General features: G+C 63.6%; 19 protein-coding genes and 1 tRNA gene. 13 read left to right on the top strand and 7 right to left on the bottom strand.

What is annotated here, in order from left to right; translation table 11 throughout:
* Window positions 1-113: 113 nt before the first annotated feature.
* Genes HSR122_RS05795 through HSR122_RS05785 form a run of 3 tightly spaced genes read right to left on the bottom strand, consistent with a single transcriptional unit; the run spans window position 114 to window position 2,286 of the window.
* Entirely contained in the window at window positions 114-404 is a 291-nt protein-coding gene (locus HSR122_RS05795; RefSeq protein ID WP_229112185.1) for a DUF424 domain-containing protein, read from the bottom strand.
* Between the two features lie 21 nt (window positions 405-425).
* Window positions 426-1,157 (bottom strand): tetratricopeptide repeat protein, encoded by a 732-nt coding sequence (locus tag HSR122_RS05790; protein ID WP_229111822.1) that lies wholly within the window; start codon window positions 1,155-1,157, stop codon window positions 426-428.
* Window positions 1,158-1,194: 37 nt separating this feature from the next.
* Window positions 1,195-2,286: a hemolysin family protein gene (locus tag HSR122_RS05785; protein ID WP_229112184.1), complete on the bottom strand. Its 1,092-nt coding sequence runs from the start codon at window positions 2,284-2,286 to the stop codon at window positions 1,195-1,197.
* Window positions 2,287-2,438: 152 nt separating this feature from the next.
* On the opposite strand from HSR122_RS05785, the gene HSR122_RS05780 reads away from it, so the two are divergent.
* The 6 genes from HSR122_RS05780 (at window position 2,439) to ftsY (ending at window position 9,879) form a co-directional block, all read left to right on the top strand.
* A complete protein-coding gene (locus HSR122_RS05780) occupies window positions 2,439-5,798 on the top strand; it encodes a GAF domain-containing protein (RefSeq protein ID WP_229111821.1) in 3,360 nt (1,119 codons plus the stop codon).
* A gap of 98 nt (window positions 5,799-5,896) precedes the next feature.
* Entirely contained in the window at window positions 5,897-7,459 is a 1,563-nt protein-coding gene (locus HSR122_RS05775) for a methyl-accepting chemotaxis protein (RefSeq protein WP_229111820.1), read from the top strand.
* A 2-nt stretch (window positions 7,460-7,461) separates the two neighbouring features.
* On the top strand, window positions 7,462-7,905 hold the full coding sequence (locus HSR122_RS05770; protein ID WP_229111819.1) for a chemotaxis protein CheW: 444 nt from the start codon (window positions 7,462-7,464) through the stop codon (window positions 7,903-7,905).
* A 52-nt stretch (window positions 7,906-7,957) separates the two neighbouring features.
* Window positions 7,958-8,131, top strand: a complete 174-nt coding sequence (gene rpl18a, locus HSR122_RS05765) for a 50S ribosomal protein L18Ae (RefSeq protein WP_229111818.1) — start codon at window positions 7,958-7,960, stop codon at window positions 8,129-8,131.
* Window positions 8,128-8,580, top strand: a complete 453-nt coding sequence (pfdA, locus tag HSR122_RS05760) for a prefoldin subunit alpha (protein ID WP_229111816.1) — start codon at window positions 8,128-8,130, stop codon at window positions 8,578-8,580. The genes rpl18a and pfdA overlap by 4 nt, the downstream gene beginning before the upstream one ends.
* A 3-nt stretch (window positions 8,581-8,583) precedes the next feature.
* Window positions 8,584-9,879, top strand: coding sequence for a signal recognition particle-docking protein FtsY (ftsY, locus tag HSR122_RS05755; protein WP_229111815.1), 1,296 nt, complete (start codon window positions 8,584-8,586; stop codon window positions 9,877-9,879).
* A 324-nt stretch (window positions 9,880-10,203) separates the two neighbouring features.
* On the opposite strand, the gene HSR122_RS05750 is transcribed toward ftsY, so the two are convergent.
* Complete coding sequence (locus tag HSR122_RS05750) at window positions 10,204-11,490, bottom strand: TIGR00341 family protein (protein WP_229111814.1); 1,287 nt, start codon at window positions 11,488-11,490, stop codon at window positions 10,204-10,206.
* A 128-nt stretch (window positions 11,491-11,618) separates the two neighbouring features.
* On the opposite strand from HSR122_RS05750, the gene HSR122_RS05745 reads away from it, so the two are divergent.
* The 6 genes from HSR122_RS05745 to msrA all read left to right on the top strand — a co-directional run bounded on the left by HSR122_RS05745 (window position 11,619) and on the right by msrA (window position 16,168).
* On the top strand, window positions 11,619-12,653 hold the full coding sequence (locus tag HSR122_RS05745; RefSeq protein ID WP_229111813.1) for a LamG domain-containing protein: 1,035 nt from the start codon (window positions 11,619-11,621) through the stop codon (window positions 12,651-12,653).
* A 109-nt stretch (window positions 12,654-12,762) separates the two neighbouring features.
* On the top strand, window positions 12,763-13,182 hold the full coding sequence (locus HSR122_RS05740) for a CBS domain-containing protein (protein WP_229111812.1): 420 nt from the start codon (window positions 12,763-12,765) through the stop codon (window positions 13,180-13,182).
* An 84-nt stretch (window positions 13,183-13,266) separates the two neighbouring features.
* A complete protein-coding gene (gene engB / locus HSR122_RS05735) occupies window positions 13,267-13,884 on the top strand; it encodes a GTP-binding protein EngB (protein ID WP_229111810.1) in 618 nt (205 codons plus the stop codon).
* A 176-nt stretch (window positions 13,885-14,060) separates the two neighbouring features.
* Entirely contained in the window at window positions 14,061-14,879 is an 819-nt protein-coding gene (locus HSR122_RS05730) for a hypothetical protein (protein ID WP_229111809.1), read from the top strand.
* Window positions 14,880-15,038: 159 nt separating this feature from the next.
* Window positions 15,039-15,112, top strand: a tRNA-Phe gene (locus HSR122_RS05725).
* A 390-nt stretch (window positions 15,113-15,502) separates the two neighbouring features.
* Complete coding sequence (gene msrA / locus HSR122_RS05720; protein ID WP_229111808.1) at window positions 15,503-16,168, top strand: peptide-methionine (S)-S-oxide reductase MsrA; 666 nt, start codon at window positions 15,503-15,505, stop codon at window positions 16,166-16,168.
* Between the two features lie 154 nt (window positions 16,169-16,322).
* On the opposite strand, the gene HSR122_RS05715 is transcribed toward msrA, so the two are convergent.
* Together HSR122_RS05715 and HSR122_RS05710 are read right to left on the bottom strand one after the other, a co-directional pair.
* The gene (locus HSR122_RS05715; protein ID WP_229111807.1) at window positions 16,323-17,042 is read right to left on the bottom strand and encodes an acetoacetate decarboxylase family protein; all 720 of its coding nucleotides are present in this window, start codon (window positions 17,040-17,042) and stop codon (window positions 16,323-16,325) included.
* Window positions 17,039-17,437: an SDR family oxidoreductase gene (locus tag HSR122_RS05710; RefSeq protein ID WP_229111806.1), complete on the bottom strand. Its 399-nt coding sequence runs from the start codon at window positions 17,435-17,437 to the stop codon at window positions 17,039-17,041. Before HSR122_RS05710 ends, HSR122_RS05715 begins: the two co-directional genes overlap by 4 nt.
* 243 nt (window positions 17,438-17,680) lie before the next feature.
* Here HSR122_RS05710 and HSR122_RS05705 point away from each other — a divergent pair, with 243 nt between their 5' ends.
* Window positions 17,681-17,857 carry a hypothetical protein gene (locus tag HSR122_RS05705; protein ID WP_229111805.1) on the top strand — a complete coding sequence of 59 codons (177 nt, stop codon included), beginning with the start codon at window positions 17,681-17,683 and terminating at the stop codon, window positions 17,855-17,857.
* Between the two features lie 148 nt (window positions 17,858-18,005).
* On the opposite strand, the gene HSR122_RS05700 is transcribed toward HSR122_RS05705, so the two are convergent.
* Window positions 18,006-19,577: an ATP-binding protein gene (locus tag HSR122_RS05700; RefSeq protein ID WP_229111804.1), complete on the bottom strand. Its 1,572-nt coding sequence runs from the start codon at window positions 19,575-19,577 to the stop codon at window positions 18,006-18,008.
* Window positions 19,578-19,688: the final 111 nt, after the last annotated feature.

Genomic DNA, 19,688 nt, shown 5'->3' with positions numbered 1-19,688 from the left:
GTGGTCGGGAGTTGCATGGCAGCCACACGAGGTCGGGATGGTACTCGCCCACACGAGGTCAGGTGTGGTACACTACAACACGAGCAATAGCGGCGATGCGAGCTCCCCGCCGGCTACAGCCACAGGAGTTGTGCGTGGCGGGTCCCGTCCAGATCCATGACGTGGTTCTCGTCGACGAATCCCTCCTCGATGGCCAGTTCGACGGCAGTCTCGCCGACGAGGTTCGCGGTCGAACAGCGTGCGAGACTCGACGCGACCGTGTCGGGGTCGGCCGGCTCGCCGTCGTAGAACTCCTCGGAGACGGTCAGCGAGACGTCGCCGTTCTCGAAGGTCTCTCCGAGGACGTCGGCGTCACAGACGGCCACGAGCAGCCCCTCCTGTGTGTCACGCTCGGACAACAGCAGACTGGATTCGGCCGCCATCGCTCACTCCATGAGTTTCTCTTGCTCTTTGGCGCGCAACTGTTCGGCCTCCTCGGCGACTTCCTCGGCGCGGTCGTGCTCGCCGGCCTCCTCGAGCGCTCGGGCCTTCTCTTCGAGGACCTCCGCGTTCCTGAACCCGAGGCGAGTGGCGTTGTCGAAGGCGGTCAGCGCCTCCTCGACGAGGCCCCGCTCCAGCAGGAAGAACCCGCGGTTGTACCACGCCTGACCGGAGCGCTCGTCGAGTTCGACGGCGCGTTCGGCGTGTTCGAGCGCCTGCTCGCTCCGCCCGGCCTCCCAGAGCGCGTATGCCAGGTTCGTCTCCGCGGCGGCGGCGTGTTCGGACTCGTCGTCGATCCGCAACGCCTCCCTGTAGGCACCGATCGCCTCGTCGTACTCCTCGAGCTGGGCGTGTGCGACGCCCTTGTTCACCCACGCCTCCTGTTTGAGGCCGTCGTCGTCAGTGAAGCGGGCGGCTCGTTCGAAGGTGTCGACCGCCTGTTCGTGGCGGTTGATGCCCATGTAACTCATCCCGACGTCAAGCAGTTGCTCGGAGTCGACCTGCTCGGGGCCGACGTTGCGCTCGTCGAGCATGTCCGCGAGGGCCCGGCTGTCGACGGGATCGATCCGGTCGGGATCGACGTCGAGTTCGGGGGGATCGAGGTCGAACCCTTCGTAGGGGTCGTCGAACCCCTGCCCCTCCGAGAAGTCGTGATCGCGGCGGTCGTCGTCAGTCATACGCCGAGGTTGGCGATCCGCAGGGTTAAGGGCTACGTCACGGCGAGCGCGCCGAGGTCCGGTCATCGGGGTGTGTCACGTCGATCGGATCGTCGATGTCGCCCATGATCGCCTCGAGCAGGTCGGTCACGGTCACCATCCCTACCACGTTACCGTCCTCGATGACCAGCGCGAGTTCCTGGTTTTCGGCCTGGAACTGGTCGATCGCGTCGCTGACGTCGGTGTCCGGCGAGAGCGTCATCGTCGGCGCGGCGACGTCGGTGAAATCGAGCTCGCCGCCGGTGAGTTCCTCGCGGTGTCGCGAGAGGATCGGCGAGTAGACGATGCCCCGGAAGTCGGTCAGGCCGTCGCCGATCAGCGGATAGCGCGTGTGCGGTCGTTCCTCCATGCGCCGGAAGTTCTCCTCCGTCTCGACGTCCGTCGAGAGTGCGACGATGTCCTCGGCCGGGACCATCACCTCTCTGACAGGCTGTTCGCCGATCTGGAGGGCGTTCATCACCTCTTCGCGCCGCTCCTCGGAGAGGTCGCCCTCGTCGAGTACGGAACCGAGTTCGTTCCGAAGGTCCGCACGGGACTCGATGACGTCCTGTTCAGTCTCGAGCCACGCGCCTGTCATCTCGATGCCGAACAGCTTGAGCGTCCCCTTCGCGATCCAGTCGCCGAACGTGATGATCGGCGAGATCGCGAAGTGGAACCAGTACAGCGGTCGCGCGCCGTACCGGGAGACGAACCGGGACCGTTCGACACCGAGGTACGTTGGCGTCTGTTCGCCGTGAGTCAGATGGACGAGATTGATGATCAGGAACGCGATGATCGCGCCCGAGCCGACCGACGCCAGCACCGTGTTCTCGAACAGCGGCTCGAAGATGGCAGCCAGTGCGGGCTCGGCGACGATCCCGACCGCGATGCTCGAAGCGGTGATCCCGACCTGGCAGGTCGTGAGATACAGTTCGAGGTCCTGTGTCATCTCCCACGCCCGTTCCAGCCCGGGATGGCCGTCGCCGATAAACTCCGACTTGTCGAACTGGCGCGCCCGAGTGAGCGCGAACTCGATCGCGACGAAAAACCCGTTCGTCAGGATCAAGAACACACCTGCGATCAGGCGAATCGTCAGTTCAACTGAATTTATTTGTCAGGGTGCTGTCGGTCACCAGTCAAGTATCTGGTGATCGTGGCCGATCGGGATTCTGTCGAGTCGAGAACGACCGACACGTTTAGACGGGCCGACGTCGTTGTCCGGTTATCCAGAATCCCAACACTTCAGGGGACGAGCATACGGTTTTGCTGGTCACCGAACGGACGACAGCGACACAGCTTCGGACGGCGCTCGACGCGACGGCGGTCGTCGAGACGGACGCGACGGCCGCGCTCAACCGACTCGACGGCGGGGGATTCGACTGTGTGGTCTGTGACTACGATCTGGAAGGGGCAAGCGGAATCGAGTTGCTCGCAGCCGCACGGCAGCGGGATCCGACGCTCTCGTTCGTCGTCCGCGCCGGCGACCGTGAAGCCCATGTCCGGACAGTACTGGCCGAAGACGAGTCGACGACGATACTTGGAGCCGACGGCGTCGACGCCGTCGAAGCCGTCCAGCAGGTGTGTCAGCCGCGGGGCGTGACCGCTACCCGGTCGGCACAGTCCGCGACGCGCTGGCAGGCGCTCGAACGGGTGAACGAGGCAACACGGCAGTTTCTCGGCGCCGCGACGGCGGGAGAGATCGCGACGATCGCCGTCGAGGCGGCCCGCGACGCCTTCGAGACGGATCTGGTGTCGATCTGGTACGTGACCGACGACCGCGACGCGCTCCGACTGGAGACGGCGACCCGGCCGCTGCGGGACCTGCTTTCGACTGCCGGCGAGCCGCCGTTCGTCCACGAGCGCGGCGACCGCGTCTGGGAGGCGTTCGAAGACGCCGGGCCGCACGTGCTCGCGAACCTCGAACCCGAGGACCTCGCCGCCGCCGTCCCGGTTCAGACGGCACTGGTCGCGGCGCTCGGCTCACACGGGATCGTCTCGATCGCGAGGCGCGACGACCACGCGTTCGGGGACGCGGAACGCGATCTCGCGCGCATCCTCGCCCGGAGCGCCCGGGCCGCTCTCGACCGACTCGACCGGAAACGCGAGCTCACGCAGAACCGCGACCTGCTCGAACGCGCCCAGCGCCTCGCGGACGTCGGCGCGTGGGAGTACGACGGCTCCGGGACGATCCATCTCACGGCCCAGACGCGACGGCTCAGTGATCTCCCCCTGGAGGGACCTGTCTCGTTCGACGACGGGCTGGCCGTGTATCACCCCGAGGACCGCGACAGGATCGAGACTGCAGTCGATCGGGCCCTGGAGTTCGGGATCGGCTTCGACTATCGGGTGCGGATCGTCAGAGACGACGGCGTGCGACGGGTACGGGTGGTCGGCGAACCCGTCTTCGAGAGTGGGACTGTCGATACCGTACGTGGCGCACTGCTCGATGTCACCTCCGCGTACCGCCAGCGCCGGCAACTGGAACGTAACGAACGCGCGCTGCGTCGGTTGCACGAACTGGTCGCGGATACGCGCCTCTCGTTCGACGAGCGGATCGAGGCGATGCTCGAGGTCGGCGTCGAACGTGCGGGGCTCGCCGCGGGCTATCTCACGTCGGTCGACGACGAGACGGTCGAGATCTCGCATCTCGTCGGCGACGCGCCGGGACTTCACGAGGGAGCGTGCCTCCCGCTGGCGGAGACCTTCTGCCGGAAGGTCACCGATCGCGAAGCGGTCATCAGCATCTACGACGCGCCGGCCCAGGGGTTCGCCGAGGATCCGGCGTACCGTCGGTTCGAACTCGATTCGTACGTCGGAGCGCCGTTTTTCCTCGGCGACGAACTCCGCGGGACGCTGTGTTTCGTCGATCCCGAGCCGCGCGATCGGCCGTTCCCCGAGATCCAGCGGACATTCATCCGACTGCTCGTCCAGCAGGTCGCCGCGCTGTTCGAGCGCCGTCGTCGACGCGAGCAGTTGCAGGCGCTCCACAAGGCTACCCAGTCACTGTTTGCGGCCGAGACGACCGACGAGATCCCGTCGCTGACGATCCAATCGGTCGAGGCCGTCGCCGATTCGTTCCCCGTGGCGTTCTATCGCTGGGACGAAGACAGCGGGACGCTCGTGCTGGCCGACGACACTGCGCCCTCTACGGCGGGAGCCCAGCGACCGGAACAGATCCAGCCCGGTGACGATCCGGTCTGGACGACCTTCGTCCGCAACGATCCGACACTCGAACCGCTTCAGATCGAGCGCGAAACGGCAGACAGTGGGTTCGTCGTTCCGATTCAGGACTTCGGCGTCCTCGTCGCGGATCAGGCCGCCGAGTCGCCCGAAACAGTGTTCGGACACGCGTTTCTCCAGACGCTGGCCCGGAGCGTCGCCGCCGCCCTCGAGACGGTTCGACAGAACGAGCAACTGCAGTCCTACACCGAGCGTCTGGAGCGACGCAACGACCAGCTCGAACGGCTCAGGCGGATCAACGCGATCGTGCGCGACACCCAGCGGACGCTCGTCGAGGCCGACTCGCGGTCAGCGATCGAGACGGCCGTCTGTGAGAACCTCACGGCGATCGAACACTGGGAGCTGGCCTGGATCGGCGCGCCGGACCACCCCGGACGCTCGTTCACCGTCCGAGCCAGCTCCGGGCCGGAGGCGAAGTCGCTCGCCGCGGCCAGCGACTTCGACGGACAGGGCTCGATCGCGCACGCGGCGTTCGACCAGCAGCGGATCGTCGAGCGATCGCGGCTGCTCGCCGCCGATGGACCGGAACCCTGGCGTCGCACTGCCATCGAACAGGGCCATCAGTCGGCGATCAGCATCCCCATCAGCTACGAGTCGAGAGCGTACGGCGTCCTCGAGATCTACGCCGACAGGCCAGGGGCGTTCTCCGACAGCGAGCGGAGCGTGCTCGCCGAGCTCGGGACGACGATCGCGTACGCGATCGCCGCCGTCGAACAGCGACAGGCCCTGCGTGCAGACAGCCACGTCGTACTCGAGTGCTCGATGCCGACCGATGGCGAGTGGCTCCTCGAACTCGCCGCGACGCTGGAAACCGACCTCTGCGTCACCCACGTCGTCCCCCGAACCGACGGAGGCTATCTCGCGTACGCGAGAACGGACGAACCGGACCGGGTGGCGACGGTGCTCGGGACGCTCCCCGTTGTTGACCGGGCAAACGAGTTCGGGGCGAACACCGCGGAGCGCGTCGAGTTCGGCTTCCGGTCCAGCCAGTTGCTTGACGTGCTGGCGACCTACGACGCGCGGCTGGACCAGTTCGTCGTCGACGGGCAGGCGAACGCCCTTCGCGTCCGGTTGCCCCGCCCGGATCAGGTCCGTGCGTTCGTCGAGCACCTCCGGCAACACTACCCCGAATCGACGGTCCGGGCACAGCGCGCGGTCGAAGAACCGGTCGTGTCGTCGCTCCCCGGCGTCTTCGAGAGCCTGACCGATCGCCAGCGCGAGGTCGTCTCTGTCGCTCACCAGCGCGGGTTCTTCGCGTGGCCGCGCGAGAGCAGCGGCGAGGCCGTCGCGGAGGCGCTCGGGATCGCCCCCGCGACGTTTCACGAGCACGTCCGCGCCGTCGAACAGCGCGTCTTCGAGGCGCTGTTCGGGCCGCGAGAGTGACTGCGCCTAAAGAAATAGGCTGCAGTGTCGGCGCCGGCCAATGACTGGAGGACATGGCTACACCTTGCCGGATATCGAAGAACTAACCGGAGACAGCGATGACGCTCACAGACCGACTCTCTGCGTGGCTCGGTGCGAAGCAACGTGACGGAGACGACCAATCAGAACGGCCTGAGACGGATAGCGAGACGTCGGCGGGCCCGAATCGGACGACTGACGGGGACTCGATCGACGAGACCGACTCGCTCGACGCCGAAGCGTCGGACGGGGATTCCGGTACGTCTGCCGAACCGACGGCGGAGCCGGAACTGACAGTCGGGACGCCGACTGAATCCGACACGCGTCCCGTCGAATCCGACGGGGGGACAGTCAGCAACGACGAGCAACTGGCCTACACAGACGAGCCCGAGCGACCGGCCGAACCGGACCGCCCGGAGATCGAGATCGTGCTGGAGGACGACCCCGACCAGTTGTACGACACCTCGGGGTCGGCACAGCGCGTCATCGACGAGAACCTGAACGTCGTCAAGCAGAACCGCGTGATGACCGAATGGACCGGCGTCGACGCCGACCAGCAGCACGACGAGCTCAAGTGCATGAACCAGATGTCGGGGAGATTCTGCGGGACCAAAGACTGCACGCTCCGGCAATTGATGGACCAGGGCAAACAGCGCGTCGAGGTGGAGATTGAGAAGGAACTGCCCAACGGCGAGACGAAACAGACGCTGCTGGTCTCCGAACAAATCACCAACGAGCGGGGCGAAGTCGTCGGGATCACCGAGAGCTTCAAGGACATCTCGAACGTCAAGGCCGCGGCCGAAGAAGTCGCAGACTCGATGCAGGAGTTGCGCCGGAACGCCGACGACGTCGCCCAGAGTTCCGACGAGATCAGTTCGACAGCCGAGCGGATGGCCGAGTCGATGGACGAGGTCACCGGCGAAGTCGGCAACGTCAGCGCCTCCGTCGAGGAGGTCGCCTCAAGCGCCGAGGAAGTCGCGGCGACCAGCGAGCAGGCCGAAACACGTGCCGAAGACGGCTACGAGCGTGCCGAGGGGGCGATCGAGGAGATGGAAGGTATCGACACGGCGACCAGAGAGGTGACCGAAGACTTGGACGACCTCCAGCAGCGGGTCGACGAAATCGACGAAATCGTCGAGGTGATCAACGACATCGCCGACCAGACGAACCTGCTGGCGCTGAACGCCAACATCGAGGCGGCTCGCGCCGGCGAGGAGGGCGAGGGCTTCGCCGTCGTTGCCAACGAGGTCAAGAGCCTCGCCGAGGACGCCCAGTCGAACGCCGAGAAGATCGAGTCGATGATCGCGGGAATCAAGGAAGACACCGACGAGACTGCCGAGAGTCTGACACAGGCCAACCGACAGGTTGAATCCGGGATCGAGCAGGTACAGGCGACGATGGAGGCGCTTGATGAGATCCTCGACGCCACCCAGGAGGCGTCCCGCGGGATCGGCGAAGTCGCCGAAGCGACCGACGACCAGGCCGCAAGCGCCGAGGAAGTCGCCTCATTGGTCGATCAGGTGGCCGAACAAGCCAGGGAAGTGTCCGACGAAATCGAGAACATCTACGCCGCGAACGAAGAACAGGCACAGATGGTACAGAGCCTCGAGTCAGCGGTCGATCGACTCGAACAGGGTGACTGAGCGTGTCGCTGCAAGCACGTGAGTCGGACGACCCGACGGTCGAAGAACTGCAGGTGCTGGAGTTCGGACTGAACGGCCAGCGCTACTGTGTCGAGATCGAGACGATCGCCGAGATCGTCGACGAGGAGCCACTGACGGCGGTGCCGGACAGCGATCCCCACGTCGTCGGTGTGATGAACCTCCGTGACGAGACGACGACGATCGTCGACCCGAAAATCGTTTTCGACCTTGAGCGGGACGACAACGAGCGCCGGATCGTCATCTTCGACGACGGGACCGACGAGCAGTTCGGCTGGCTCGTCGATACCGTCCACCGCGTCAGCACGTTTCGTCGATCCGACGTCGAACAGCAGGACGACTCCCGGACCGTCCGGGGGTTGGTCAACCGCGACGACGGATTTCTCATCTGGGTCGACCCGGCGGTGATCAACCGCGGTTCGGCGTAGTCCCACGACACGGATGGGAAGATTCTTCCCGCTGACTCTCCACCACCCGAGCATGAGCACGTTCACTGTTCAGGGATCGTTCCAGGCGCGGGACGGTCAGCAGAACTTCGAGACGGAGATCGAGGCACCGAACGAGGACGTCGCAGTCGAGCGAACCTACGCCGAGTTCGGGTCCAAGCACGCGCTGAAACGCACCCAGATCGATATCTCGGAGGTGCAGGCATGAGCCTCGGTGGTGGCGGCGGCCAGATGCAGGAGATCACCCAGGCGATCGAAGCGCTCGAAGAAGAAAAGGAGGAACTGGAAGGCGACATCGAGGACCTCCAGACCGAAAAGGCCGAGACCGACGAGGCGATCGAGGCGATCGAGACCCTCGAGACCGGCTCGACGGTGCAGGTCCCGCTCGGCGGCGGCGCGTACGTCCGCGCGGAGATTCAGGACATCGACGAGGTCATCGTCGGGCTCGGCGCGGACTACGCCGCCGAGCAGGAGCAGGACGACGCCATCGACACCCTGGAGACGAAAAAGGACGCCATCGACGACCGGATCGAAGACGTGCGCGAGGAGATCTCGGAGGTCGAATCCGAGAGCGAACAGCTCGAACAGCGCGCCCAGCAACTCCAGCAACAGCAGATGCAGCAGATGCAGCAGATGCAGCAACAGCAAGACGAGTAGGCGATGTTCGACGGACTGAAGGAGAAACTCGGGCGTTTCAGCAGTGACGTCGAAGAAGACGTCGATGAGGACGCGGTCGAGGAAGACGCCGAAGCAACCGAGCAAGCGGCGGGCGAGAATCCGGGGGGCGTCGAGGAAGACCGCGACGGGAGTCCGGCTTCGGGGACTGTCGAGCAAGCCGCGGATGCCGAAACCGCCGAGAGAGAGCCTACCCGCGAGGACGCGGCCGGCGACGGGTCAGCCGACAGCGAGCGCGTGGATCGCCCGTCGGAACCCGACCGCGAGCCGACAGCGGACACCAAGTCCGAAACGACGGGCGACGAGGAGACGCCCGCACAGGCGGATGAAGACGACGATGGCGCGCCAGCGTCGCAATCGGGCGAGGATGCGGACGACACGAGCGAGGATGTGGACCGTGGCCTGGCCGAGAAGGCGAAGCTGTTCGCGACCGGCAAGACGGTCATCGACGAGGACGACCTGGAGGGCCACCTCGACGATCTGGAGATCGCATTGCTCCAGAGTGACGTCGAGATGGACGTCGCCCAGGAGATCCTCGAGGGCGTGAAGGCCAACCTCACGGGCGAGACCCGCAGACGGCTCGAATCGACCGGGAACATCGTCCGGGACGCGCTGCGCGAAGCGCTGTACGACGTGATCAGCGTCGGCCAGTTCGACTTCGAACGGCGGATCGCCGAGGCCGAGAAGCCGATCGTGATCGTCTTCACCGGCGTCAACGGCGTCGGGAAGACGACCTCGATCGCCAAGCTCAGCCACTATCTCGAACAAGAGGAGTATTCGTCGGTGCTGGCGAACGGCGACACCTACCGCGCCGGCGCGAACGAACAACTGCGCGAGCACGCCGAGAACCTGGATCGGACGTTCATCTCCCACGAGCAAGGCTCGGACCCGACCGCGGTCATCTACGACGCCGTTGAGTACGCCGAAGCCAACGACGTGGATGTCGTGCTCGGCGATACGGCCGGTCGGCTTCACACCAGCGACGACCTGATGGCCCAGCTGGAGAAGATCGACCGCGTGATCGAGCCCGACATGACGCTGTTCGTCGACGAGGCCGTCGCCGGACAGGACGCCGTCAACCGGGCCAGGGAGTTCGACGCCGCCGCCGAGATCGACGGGACGATCCTGACGAAAGCCGACGCCGATCCGCAGGGCGGTGCGGCGATATCGATCGCTCACGTGACCGGCAAGCCGATCCTCTTTCTGGGGACCGGCCAGGACTACGACGATCTCGAGCGGTTCAATCCCGAGACGATCGTCGATCGGCTCCTCGACGAGTGATCGTCGCGGGCGTCACGCCCGGATAGCGTCCACCCGGGCTTCGCTCGCCGAATCGGGACAGTTCCTGTGCGTATCACGTCCAGTAACTATGACATACCCGGTCTTGAAAGCCCGAACACATCATGGGACGTACCGGGATATCGCGGCGAGCAGCTCTTCGGATGGGGACGGCCGGACTGACAACGGCAGGAGCGGGTGGCCTCGCAGGAGTGTCCATGGTTGGCCGGCTTCACACGGACTTTTGTACGTCTGTTCCGCATTGACCGCCCGACGTAGGGCGGTCGGAGCGGTGAACCGTTACAATGATTCCTACCAGGTGGATCACTACTGGGCGATCTCGACGCCCACGTACCTGACTTCCGTCTCGATGTCGCGGCCGACGGTCCGGTCGAGACGGTCGTCGATCGTCGTTGCGAGGCTTGGTTCGCTCTCGCCCGGTGGCAAGCCGACCGTGACGACGACCCGTTCGGTGTCACGGAAGATCGTGTCCTCGGACCGTTCGATATCGACGTCGAGTAGCGTCGCAGTCGGGCGTTCGTCGAGGACGTCATCGACGTCGGCCCGGATCGCATTCTCGGTCGTCGAGCGCTGGTAGGAGTCGTAGGTAATCCCGCCCAGGAACACCGAGAGGACGGCGATTCCGGCGACCAGCACCGCGACGCGGCGGATCGTCGTCCGCCGGGCGTCCACCTGATACAGCCACTCGCTGGGCCGGTAGCCGCGATACCACAGCACCGCCAGCGCGACGAAGTTGATCGAGAGGACGTTCACAAGCGTCAACACGGCGGCGGGCAGGCTGATCCACGGGTCGCCCCAGGCGATCCCGATGCCGACCGTCGCCGCCGGTGGAATGAGCGCGACGGCGATCATCACGCCGACCAGCGCGGTCGAGACGCCCGCCGAGAGGCTGATAACGCCAGCGATCCCCGCGCCGATCGCGACCGCGAGCGACAGGAAGTCCGGCAACAGTCGCTCGCGGATCGCCGGCACGTCAGCGATGGCCAGTCCCGGCGGAACCAGATTCGCCGTCCGGGCGACCCAGGCAAAGACAGCGGCGCTCGCTACCGCGAGGCCGAGTCCGACGAACTGCAGGAGAACGCCTCGCCGGAAGAGCTCGTCGTCGTCGACGACTGTCCCGACGCTGGCGGCCATTGCGGGGCCGATCAGCGGCGCGATCACCATCGAGCCGACGATGACGGCCGGCGAATCCAGCAGGAGCCCGGCGGTGGCGATGACCGCGCTGACGACCGTGAGGACAACGTAGTTGTTCATGCTCGGTGCGAGCCCTTCGGCCTTGGAGGTGAGTTCCTCGCGGGCGATCCGCTCCTCGTCTACCTCTTCGGCGTACTCCTCTTGCAGCGCCTCGAACCGACGCGAAATGACCGTGTTGGCCTCGACGATTACCGTGTAGGCCTGATCGTCGAGTCCAGCGTCCCGGAGTCGCTGCAGAACGGGCTCGACGGCGTTCGTCGGGAGCGGGACGTATGCGACGGCGGTGTATTCCCGGTGGCTCGCCTCGTCGGTCAGCACGTAGTCGACGCCCTCGTCTTCCAGCGCCCGCTCGATGGCCTGGCGTTTCCCAGTGGGGATGGTCACCTGCAGGAGTCGCACGCCTGTCGTATCTACTCGGACGGGCAAATAACCGGTGGTCGATCGCTTTCCAGCGGCCGAGTGCCCGGCAGGCGACTGATGCCCGCGACGCTGGTCTTTATGATGTTACCGGACGAACCTGACAAGCAATGGGGACTGACAGTACTGATCGGGGGGCCACACCGGTCGTCGGCAACGTCCTGCTGGTCGCCGTCGTGATCGTAATCGGGATCGTTCTCGTGACACTGTCGTTTTCGTTTCTCGAGGGGACCGGCGCGCCCAGCGCTGAGGCTTCCTTCGAATACGAACAGACGCCGGTCGGACTGGAGATGACAGCGACAGCGATCGGAACCGACGTCACCGTCCAGTTGAACGGTCGGCCCGTCACGACTATCGAGGCGGGCGACGCTGGCGAGTCGGTGCTCGTCCCGACGGCACCCGGCGATCGAATCACGGTCGTGTCTCAGGACCGCGAAAAGTCGGTGCTCGTCGCCAGGGAGATCGAGGATCGTGACGAGGTCGGTGACTTCATCGCCTACTACACCTTTGAGGCCGGGAGCGGCGACACACTGCTCGATCGCTCGAACAACGACAACGACGGCAATCTCAGTGGGGACCTCGACTGGCAGGAGAGTTCACTCGCGTTCGACGGAGATGGCGACTACATCGAGGTCGATCAGTTCAACACGCCAGTCGAAACCGTCTCGGAGTTCACCATCGCAGTCACCTACCGAACGGACGACGAGAGCGAGAAGCAGGAACTCGTCGAACACAAGAGCGACGACGACAACTGGCTTTTGGAACTGAAACCGTGTGACAACGACGAAGTCGAGAGCGCAGACAGCGATCTGTGTGATGGTGACGATCAGTACGTCCCCGTCTTCAGCGTCGATCAAGCCGGTGGCACCCAGGACGAACAGATTTTCGGCGATGGCGAGCAGGCTAACACTCGTCAGACGCTCGTCGGTACGTTCAACGGCAGCGGCCACACCCTCTACGTCGACGGCGAGCAGGCGAGCAGTGGCGAGTACGAGGGTGACATCAGTATGGGTGATCTGAATATCGGGAAAGACATCGAGCCAAGCAACGACGACTATCTCGACGGTGAAATTTACGAGATCCGACTCTACTACACCGCGTTCGACGATCAGCAGGTCCGGGTGCTCACAGAGGCGATGGAGTGATCGGAGACGGCAATCCCGCACACCGATATCGTCCCGAGCTCCCGCACAGCAATAATCATCACTATCTATTATGTTTGTCCTGCCCGATATTCATACGGGGTGAGTTCACATGCCAATCGAAGACCTCGCTCGGAGCGACGTCGTCACAGCCGGACCCGAAACGCCTGTGACCGATCTCGCAGCGACCATGGGCGAGGAACACGTGGGAAGTATCGTGATCACGAACGACGAGACGCCAGTCGGCATCGTCACGGACCGGGATCTGGCTGTTCGCGTCCTCGGGGAAGCGGACGACCCGACCGGAATGACTGCCGAAGACGTGATGACCGACGACCTCTACACGGCCGAGCCCGACGCTGGCTTCTACGAGGCAGCCACTCTCATGGCTGACCACGGGATCCGACGGCTCCCCATCAGTGAGGACGGCACTCTCGTCGGGATCATCACCGCCGACGACATCACTGAATTGCTCGCCGACGAACAGCAACACCTCGGGGATATCATTCGCGGTCAGCGTCCGGAGTACTGATGGCGAGGAGCGTAGGAATACACGGTTTCCGCCCGTCGCGACGAACCAGACAGGTTTTTCGGCACCGGAGCGCTATCTCCCGGTATGTTTGAGACGCGGCCGGACCGTGACGCGGAGGTCGTCCTCGTCGGGCGATCCAACGTCGGCAAGTCCACGCTGATGCGCGAGTTGACCGGCCACACCTTCGATACGGGTCAGCGGCCGGGTGTCACGCGCGAACCCAACCACTACGACTGGGCCAGCGAGGACTTCGTGATCAGCGACCTGCCCGGCTTCGGCTTCATGAAAGGCGTCCCCGAGGACGTCCGCGAGCAGATCAAGACCGACGTGGTTCGATACGTCGAGGACAACGCCGAGAAGATCCTCGTCGGAATCCTCGTCGTCGACGGCAAGAGCGTGATCGACATCATCGACCGCCACTCCGGCGAAGACGAGATTCCACACGACGTCGAGATGTTTCACTTCCTGCGGGATGTGGGTGTCCCCCCAGTTGTCGCTGTCAACAAGATGGACAAGGTCGACGACCGCGACCAGCGGCTGAACGATCTCTGTGACCGACTGGGGCTGTATCCCCCCTGGAAACAGTGGCAGGAGACGATTGCACCGATCAGCGCCAAGCGCGGTAACCTCGGCGCGCTCGAGGCGGCCGTCCGACACCACCTCCACGAGGCCGGCCGGGACGATCTGTTCCAGTTCTTTTGAAAAGTCTCACCCCGACACCGTCAATACATCGTTCTGCCCGTCTCTGTTCTGGTCGCGATATCGACTTAGATGGATTTATAAACGCTCTCCGCCCCATTCAAGGGCCAAGATGGGAGATCTGAACAGTCCGAACGAAAGTCCGGGTTTTTACGTGATCCGGATCAATACACGTCGTGATGGCCCCTCGCTGGACGGTTGTAATCGTCGTCGTGCTGGCGGTTGTGGGAGTAGGGACGCCAGTGCTCGCGGCGTCGACTGTCAACGAACACGCCGACCGGGAAGCGAGCCCGTTCGAGCCGCTGCCGTCCGAGGAGACGAACGCGACGACGGGCAGTCAGATCAGCGCGTTCATGGCGTCTACCTCGACGGCCGTCGATAGCAGCGTCGAGACAGGCATGTGGCTCGCCCAGTTCAACGACAGCGACGCGAACAGGACCGAAATGGTCGAGCGACGGGCGAACGCACTCCGGGATCGACTCCACGCGCTCGAAGCGCAACTCGACAACGCGTCCGGGAACGCGACTCTCAGTGATCCGTCCGAAGCGAGGGAGGTCGCCTCGCTGAAGGCACGGATCGATGCGCTCAACTCGACGATTGAGCGGACCAGGACGGCCGCCGGAGAGGCGGGCGTGAACACGACGCGACTCCACCGACTCCGGGAGAACGCCTCGCAACTCCGCGGACACGAAGTCGCCAGGATGGCCCGGAACCTCACGACGGTGGGGCCACCCGCGAACCGTGGCCCGCCTGAAGACAGACCGGGACCGAACACAGGCCCTGCAGACCCATCCGAGCGGAACGACAGTAATCGCTCGGGCCCGCCCGAAGACAGTCCCGGACAGGACGACGGTAATACTCCAGATTTACCCACCAACCCCCGACAGAACGACAGCAATCGCTCGGGGCCGCCCACTAATTCCGGACAGAACGGTAGTGATTCCTCGGGGGCGGAGGAGAGTCCCAACCGGGGCGACAGCGGTTCGTCGAGTCCATGACCGATTGCGGGCAGTTTCGCGGTGACGAATCAAGTCGATCCCGGCCGAACGTGCGCGTTCACAGTCGTCGCGACAGTTTCCACTTTCGGAAGCATCCCTGACGGCAGCGGGATCGATTCGAAATCCTTTTTCCTTGGTCCCACGCACGTAGGAATGCGCGCCGCCTTAGCTCAGACTGGGAGAGCACTCGACTGAAGATCGAGCTGTCCCCGGTTCAAATCCGGGAGGCGGCATTTTACTGCGAACCAGCGAGAGAGCGACGCGACCGAGCCGGTGAGCCGTGAAAATGCTCCCGAACGGATTTGAACCAGACGAGTCGCAGCCCGCGCAGCGGAGCGAGCAGGAACGTCTCGGCGTGGTTCACAATCCGGGAGGCGGCATTAGACGCGGAGTTCAAATGCCTTCGTAGCCGCGATGGGTTTGTTGGCCGATTCAGCACGTCCGAACGCGATTCTCCGATTGAGTATATAGTGGACGGTACGCGCGTTGTATGCAGCACGACGGCTGAAAAACACCATCAGTTGAGTGTTTCAGCTGAGCCAGAAAATAGAACCCGGCTGCGGTGGGGCTGGAGGATCTGAGTGTGGCGATACACACATATTGCGCTGTACCCCATACTGTGTATGCCTTCCACTGCGTTACCGACGGACCAGTCGTCGCCGCTGGCGCGAGACGCTGACGCGTTGTTGCCAGCAGAGACTGAGATGGCCACATTTGGAATGGGGTGTTTCTGGGGACCGGACGCGCTGTTCGGTGCTCGGGAGGGGGTCGTTCGGACGCGAGTCGGCTACGCCGGCGGAACGTCACGTAACCCCACGTACCACGCATTGGACGATCACACTGAAGTCGTCCAGATCGAGTACGATCCCGATCAGTGGACCTACGACGAACTGCTGGAGGTCGTCTGGGCGAATCATAACTGGGCAACCGAGCAAAAACGCCAGTACCGTAGTGTCATCCTCGCTCACGACGACACAAAGCGGGCAATCGCAGAACGATCGCGGGCAGCGCTGGCTGACCGGACCGGCCAATCAGTCGCCACCGCTGTGGAGATACTCGACCAGTTCTACGAAGCCGAAGACTACCATCAGAAATACGAACTCCGGACTGTCCCAGTCGTTGCCGATGAACTCGAAGCGCTGTACGGTGACGCGTTCACTGCGTCGACGGTCGCTGCGCGCCTCAACGGGTTCGTTGCCGGGTACGGCAGTGCCGACCAACGCCGTGAACTGCTGGCGACACTTGATTTGCCCCCGGTCGTCATCGACGAAATCCGACGCCGACTCTGAAGGACCGTACTCTATGCTGGGGGCGCTCTTGCCAGCGGATTGCTCTCGGTGGACGTCGTCCCCTCACGCATCTGTGGTCAGCAGCCTTACAGCGGTAGCAAGGCGAAAATCCACCCGTTCAGCCGTGTGGAGGAAGTCAATGCCTGCGTTTGTGCTACGACTGGATTGCAGAACCAGCTTCAATCTCGAAATCACAGTCGGCGGCAACGGTGTACAGCGGCCGTTCATCGACTGCGACGTTGGCGAGTCGCTGTCCGATCGGGTGTTTGCCGAACGCAAGCTCAGCGTGACCTCGGGGCCACATCCCGACGCTGCCGGAGAGTCGCGTCTTCTCTCGGAGTAGTTGCTCGTCTTTGACGGTGTAGTTGTAGCCGGACAGCCGTGCTGGTATCGTCGGTGGTCGCCACCCCTCGAAAGAGATGATCTGTTGCCCGTCGGCGATGACAGTCGCGTGCCGTATGCGGCCCGTGTCTCGCAGGTCGATCTCGGCGACGAGTTTCGGATACCCCCAGATATCCACGCCGAATGCTCGGGCTGGTTCGGTCGAGACCGGGAGCGTGTAGACGTACCCACTGACGCCGCGGCGAAGTCCGGACAGATACGGCCACGTCCGTGTGCCGGTCTCGACCGCTGGAATGAGCACACCGACCTCGTCGTATGGATCGATCGTGTCCTCGCCGACGCGGTCGTACGTGACGGCCAGCACTGTCAGTGCCGCCCGTGTCCGTGTCGCTCGAATCGGTTCGAGTCCTGCGGGCAGCAGCGTCGCGACAGCACCACGATCTGCGGGGAAGACAGCGCCGACGATCGATGCCGATAGCTGTGCCGGCAGCTGAAACGTGTGTCCGGTCGAAATGGTCGCTTGTGACGTCATTGGACGTAGGTTCGGACGCGGTGCAACGCGGCAAACGCTTTGATGGCTGTTCGGTGTCCGAGTGACTGCACGGTCCGGTGGACGCCGTGGACGTTGACGTCGAACTGGGCTTCGAGGTGTTCGTTCGGCAGATCGGCGACAGGGCCGAGTTGGGCAAGCCCTGCGTTTGCGACCACACAGTCCAACCCACCAACGTCGTCGGCGATCTGTGCACGGAGCCGCTCGATGTCGGCTGTGTCGGTGACGTCCACTGTCTCCGTGACACAGCCTTCGACGGTTTCGAGGCCGTCGGCGTCAATATCGGTAGCATAGACCCGCCATCCATTACTGGCTAACTTTTCAGCGGTGGCGCGTCCGATTCCTGAGCCAGCGCCGGTCACGAGCGCCGTCTTCATCGATTCGTACTCCGTAGAGGACCGAGGAAACTGTTCCGACACCTAGTTCAGTGGTACTTCATTGTGGGTTGTGAGCTTGATCCGACTTCTTGCCTGCCAAATAGAAGCTGCACCCTGTGAGGCGTGCAAGATGTAGGGCGCGTGTACAGCACCGAAGGAATTCGTGAGATGTACTCGACAATCAAAGTACGCATTCGTATGACACTGGGGAAGAATTAACACACTGTCGTTAGAAGTACCTGCATGGACATCCGACGGAACCTCTACGTCGCTGCATTCGTTGGTGCATCGTTGTCGTACATTTTCAACGTGCTTGCGTTCACTGGCACCTTCGATGTGTTCCGTTGGTTCGTGTTCGCTGTCGCCTTTCTCGGCTTTACTCTTGGGTTTGAGAGGTTCATCGGGTGGCAGACTGGATAGCAAGCGTCTCGATTGGGGCGAGTTGTCATTCAGTGCTGCAGATATGCTCTACATCTTGCACATCATTTTTGTCAAAGTGCGTTCTTCCCCGCAAGAACCTGGTGTGGAACTCACACGTCGGGAGTTGAAGCTTCACTCTGGGCCGTCGTCAGCATAGCAGGAGATACAGCCAGTACGGCAGTTCGATCACGCTTGAATCCCGCTGCATCACGGGCTCAATGCGGCCACTCGTCTCTCCAGTGACGAGCAAGCCGATTGGTGCCTGATAGTGATCTCTGAATTCTGCCAGTGCTTCATACTTGTTCTCACGAGCGCTGGATCGGTAGGCAAGGGCGACTGGAACTGGTGTACTACCGACTTCGAAGACATAATCGACTTCGCCGTTCCGGCCCCGCCAATATTGCACTGACGGTGGTTCCGGATTCCCTTGCGCGGCGTTCACCCCGTAGGAAAGCCGCATCGTGTGGTCAAACGCCGCGATCCGGGCGAGATCGGCTTCGTAATCCAGATCGTCCAGTGCTGCACGGGGGGTCTTGTTTTCCAGTGCCGAGACCAGCCCCGTATCACGGAGATACAGCCGCGTCGATCGCGGGCGCTGGTTGTCGTACTCGGTGACCGCGGTCAGGACGAACAGTTTTTCGAGGACAGACAGGTAACTGTCGCGGATCGTGCGGCGATCGACATCAAACAGGTCCACGAGACGCTGGAACCGGATCGGTTCGCGACCACGGTTGCGCGCGGCGAGCGCACACAGCCGTTCGAGATCCGCGATCGTCCGCATCGAGTCCAGGCTCGGTGCGTCCTGATAGAGCGTCGCCGTCAGGTTCCGGTAGAGTAACTGGTAGGCGTCGGCCCCGATGTCGGAGGCATCGACGGCAGAACCGTCCGCAACGTAGCTGAGGACGCCGCCCAGCGTCAGATAGTGAGCGACCTGGGACTGGAGGCGGCGAGACACGTCTGCGACACGTTGGTGCTGGTCGCGGAGCGTCTCCACGAGTGCCTCTGTCTCGCCGGTTTCGAGCGCGTGCGGCAGGCTGCCGTCGCCGGCGCGCAGCGGGGTCGGACTGACACGCGTGTCCCCGTCTTCGAGATCGGGATAGCGGGTGAAGATGTAATCACGGAATTTCTCGGGGAGGATCGGCTGCGTGTGGTACGCGTCAGAGTCGAAGCCGACGCGGTCGAGTTCACCGTTGACCTGCTCGGTCGCGCCGGCCGCGACGACGACGTTTCGACCTTGTTCGTCAGCGAGGGCGTCGCGGACGACGGTGCCCCAGCCATCGACACTCCGTTTATCGCTGTGGGCGACCCGGTGGACATCGTCGAGGATCACGAAGTGTGGAGCCGGGTCGTCGAGCCGGCCGAGGACACGGCTTTCGTAATACCGGAAGACCTGCTGGAGCTGGTCGGCCGAGTGGAGCTGATAGAGCGCGTTTGCGTCGAAGGGGACGTAGAGGAATCGCTCCGGCTCGACACCCTGCTGCAGTTGGAGGTGGATGAATTGCTTGAGGAGCGTGGTCTTGCCGACGCCGTGGCGACCGACGAGCCCGAACACCGTCGCGTCCTCGAACTGCGTCGACGCTTCGTCGGGCCGTACGAGGTGGTAGAAGTCGCTTTTCTGCCGGTCGGGCAGCTCTCCCTGAAGTGCTGCGGCGCCAGCTTGCCACCACGGGTTGTGGTCGGCGAGCGCCCGGACCAGCGCGTCCTGAATGTCGGCAGACATGGCTATGTGACGCAGCCGTAGCTGTGGATTGCTGGGTGGTCGTCGCGTTGATCCGTCCGCCGGATTATCGACATCGTATTGTCCGTTATCAGAGCGCTACCCACAATAGTG

This window comes from Halapricum desulfuricans (genome assembly GCF_017094525.1).
GTDB lineage: Archaea > Halobacteriota > Halobacteria > Halobacteriales > Haloarculaceae > Halapricum > Halapricum desulfuricans.
Note: the sequence above shows the minus strand (reverse complement) of the source record. Positions and strands in the feature narration are given on the sequence as shown.